The 2,574-nt window shown below is 72.0% G+C and carries 3 protein-coding genes; all 3 read right to left on the reverse strand.

Features of this window, described 5'->3' with window-relative positions; all coding sequences use genetic code 11:
• Positions 1–156: 156 nt before the first annotated feature.
• Positions 157–1,104: a 3-keto-5-aminohexanoate cleavage protein gene (locus ACOJUF_RS19570; RefSeq protein ID WP_420123495.1), complete on the reverse strand. Its 948-nt coding sequence runs from the start codon at positions 1,102–1,104 to the stop codon at positions 157–159.
• A gap of 129 nt (positions 1,105–1,233) precedes the next feature.
• Positions 1,234–1,932 (reverse strand): 2-oxo acid dehydrogenase subunit E2, encoded by a 699-nt coding sequence (locus ACOJUF_RS19575; RefSeq protein WP_420123496.1) that lies wholly within the window; start codon positions 1,930–1,932, stop codon positions 1,234–1,236.
• Positions 1,929–2,574, reverse strand: a 646-nt coding sequence (locus tag ACOJUF_RS19580; protein ID WP_420123497.1) for a class II fructose-bisphosphate aldolase, incomplete at its 5' end; no start/stop codon positions are given. The genes ACOJUF_RS19575 and ACOJUF_RS19580, both read right to left, overlap by 4 nt.

A 2,574-nucleotide genomic window follows, 5' to 3' on the forward strand; every position in this document is an offset into this window, starting at 1 on the left:
GGTGTCCTGAGGCCGGCCGGGTCTTGCCGCGGGCCACGTCCTGCCGCGGGCGGCCCGGGCGGCGCGCCGCCGGAGCCGGTGGGCCGCCCCGGCGGCCGGTGTGCGGTCGGTGCCCCCACCCCTCGGGAACGGGGCACCGCCGCCCACCGGTGCCGATCAGCCCAGGTGGTAGAGCGCCCGCGCCTGTTCGTGGGTGGCGATGGGCCGGCCGACCTCGCGGGCGATCTCCTGCGCCTGCTGCAGCAGCTCGAGGTTGGTCGGGTTGCGGGCCGGGTCGTAGAACAGCTCCAGCCCGGTCTTGATGTGCCCGCCGAGCTCGATCGCCCGGCGCAGGATGCCGGTGTCGTCCAGCGCGCCCTGCCCCCAGATGGAGATGTACCACGGGTGCTTGACCTTGGCCTCCTCGATCATGTGCAGGTAGTAGTACAGGCTCTCCAGGCTGGGCTTCATCCCGTTGGTGCCGATCGGTTCCGTGGCCGTCAGGCCGTAGTCGCCGATCAGGTAGAAGTCCCACATCGAGCCGGGCGTGGACATGCCCTGGTTGACGTAGTACATCGCGTGCCGCAGGTGACCCGGCTCGTACACCCCGTAGACCATCGGCACGCCGCGCTCGCGCAGCATCCGCCACTGCCGGCCGACCCGGGCGTAGTTGAACCCGAACTCCGGCCCGACCAGGTAGCCCTCGTCGTCGGTGTGCGTCGCGAACAGGGTCAGACCGGTGTCCACGCAGGCGATCTCGGCGTGGGCGTGCTCGTTGAGCAACGCCACGTGCTCCAGCCCGTGCTCGTCGCCGATCAGCCGCAGGTTGTTGCACGTGGTCGGGTACCAGGTGATGTCCGGGTGCTTGTCCAGCACCCTCTCCCACGTGCGCATGTAGTCCTTGAACGCGTTCTCACCCAGCAGGTCGAAACTCGTGTTGTGGGCGTGGATCGCGCCGGCGCCGGCCTCCCAGCACCGGATCGCGTCCTCCGCGATCTCGTCGTACCCGACCGGTGTGTTGGGGTTCATCTCCTTGCTGCGCACCCCGTTGATGTGCGACTCGATGACGACCGGGTAGTCCCAGTGCGGTTCGGCGTCCGCGTACTTGTCCAGTGCGGTGACCACGATGTCTCCTTCGGTTGGATGGGCTCGGGGGCGGGCCGCCGACGGTTCCCCCGGCCGCCGGCCCGGGCGGCCGGGGTGGCGGCGGGAGAACCGTCGAGCGGGGATCGGGCTCGGCCGCCCGGGGAGCGATCAGCGGGCGGCCTGGACGCCGTCGCGGACGGCGGCCAGGAACGCGGCGCCGGTCGCGCCGTCGATCGCCCGGTGGTCGCAGGTCAGGGTGAACTCGGCGATCGGTCGCCACTGCGGACCGGCGTCCTGGTCGGCCCGGTCGCCGTCGACCCAGACCTGCCGCCGGCGGGTGCTGCCGACGGCCAGGATGGCCACCTGGGGCACGTTCAGGATGGCGTCGAACCGGTCGATGCCCATCATGCCCAGGTTCGACACGGTGAACGTGCCGCCGCTGACGTCGGCCATGGCCAGCTTGCCGGCCCGGGCCCGGGCGACGACGTCCCTGCGGGCGGCGGCGAGCTCGGGCAGTCCCAGCCCGTCGGCGCCGTGGATGACCGGCACCATCAGCCCGGCGTCGGTGGCCACGGCCACCCCCAGGTGCACCGCGTCGAAGCTGGTGACGACCTCGTCCGCATAGTGCGCGTTGAGCGCCGGGTGGGCCCGCAGGGCGGCGGCGCAGGCGGCCAGGAGCGCGTCGGTGACCGTGGCGGTCGGCTCGGACTCCTTGGTGCGCAACGCGTTGGTCATGTCCACCTCGACCGACAGGTGGAACACCGGGGCGGCCCAGGCGGCGATCATCCGGCGCGCGGCGGTCCGCCGGATGCCGGTCAGCTTGGTCTGGGTGCTGCCCGCCGGCGGCGCGGGGTGGGTGGTGGTCACAGCCCCGCCTTGCCGGCGCAGCCGTAGAGGTTCATCTTGTCCACGGTGGCGGCGACCATGCGGGTCCGGCCCTCGGCCATCGCCGTCTCCAGCTGGCGGTCGCCCTGCGACCAGACGGCCTCGATGCCGGACCGGAAGGCGTGCCGCAGGTCGGTGTCGGCGTTGAACTTGTGCACGCCGTTCTCCACCGCCGCCCGGATCTCGTCCTCGGGCACGCCGGACGCACCGTGCAGCACCAGCGGGATGCCCGTCGCGTCCCGGATCCTGGCGATCCGGTCGATGTCCAGCGGGGCCGGGGTGGTCATCGGGACGCCGTGCATGATGCCCACCGAGATGGCCAGCCAGTCGACGCCGGTCTCCTTGACGAAGCGCTCGGCCTCGGCGACGTCGGTGTAGTAGGCCGACCAGTCGACGTCCTCGTCGGCGTCCGGGATCTTGCCCAGCTCGGCCTCGACGGGAAGGCCGAAGGCGTGGGCGATCTCGACCAGCCGGCGGGTGCTCCGGATGTTCTCCTCGAACGGCAGGTGCGCGCCGTCGTACATGACCGAGCCGAAGCCGAGCTTGATCGCCTCCAGCACCTCGTCCTCCGGCCCGTGGTCGAGGTGGATGACGACGTCGGCGCCGGACTCCTCCGCCACCCGC

Origin of the sequence: Nakamurella sp., assembly GCF_048594475.1 — a bacterium.
Classification (GTDB): Bacteria; Actinomycetota; Actinomycetes; order Mycobacteriales; family Nakamurellaceae; genus Nakamurella.